The 775-nt window shown below is 38.1% G+C and carries 2 tRNA genes; both read left to right on the top strand.

The features are described from left to right. Window positions 1-81: 81 nt before the first annotated feature. A tRNA-OTHER gene (locus V6255_RS17950) sits at window positions 82-174 on the top strand. A gap of 256 nt (window positions 175-430) precedes the next feature. Continuing rightward, window positions 431-519 (top strand) — tRNA-OTHER (locus V6255_RS17945). The last annotated feature ends 256 nt before the right edge of the window (window positions 520-775 follow it).

Below are 775 nucleotides of genomic sequence, written 5' to 3'. Positions count from 1 at the left end.
TAAAAATCCTGAACATTATTGTTCAGGATTTTTTTTGCCTAAAATTTATGATCTCTCTAATACATTAGCAAAGAGAGCAATTCCTCTTTAGCTCAGTTGGTAGAGCAACGGACTGTCCTCTTTTGAAGGTATAGCGTGTGTCGTTGGTTCAATCAAGCCCAGCAAGAAGAGCCACATTAAAAATCCTGAACATTATTGTTCAGGATTTTTTTTGCCTAAAATTTATGATCTCCCTAATACGTTAGCAAAGAGAGCCATTCCTCTTTAGCTCAGTTGGTAGATCAACGGACTGTCCTCTTTTTAAGGTATAGCGTGTGTCGTTGGTTTAAGCCCTACAAGAAGAGCCACATTAAAAATCCTGAACATTATTGTTCAGGATTTTTTTGCCTAAAATTTATGATCTCCCTAATACATTAGCAAAGAGAGCCATTCCTCTTTAGCTCAGTTGGTAGAGCAACGGACTGTCCTCTTTTTAAGGTATAGCGTGTGTCGCTGGTTCAAGCCCAGCAAGAGGAGCCACATTAAAAGTCCTGAACATTATTGTTCAGGATTTTTTTTGCCTAAAATTTATGATCTCCCTAATACATTAGCAAAGAGAGCAATTCCTCTTCAGCTCAGTTGGTAGAGCAACGGACTGTCCTCTTTTGAAGGTATAGCGTGTGTCGCTGGTTTAAGCTCTACAAGAAGAGCCTCATTTAAAAGCCTACTCATCTGAGTGGTTTTTTTTGCTTTAATTTTGTAAAAAAGATCAAAACACAATTCCTCTTTAACTCAG

The organism is Psychromonas arctica, from assembly GCF_038155225.1.
In the GTDB taxonomy this organism is placed as follows: Bacteria; Pseudomonadota; Gammaproteobacteria; order Enterobacterales; family Psychromonadaceae; genus Psychromonas; species Psychromonas arctica_B.
Note: the sequence above shows the minus strand (reverse complement) of the source record. Positions and strands in the feature narration are given on the sequence as shown.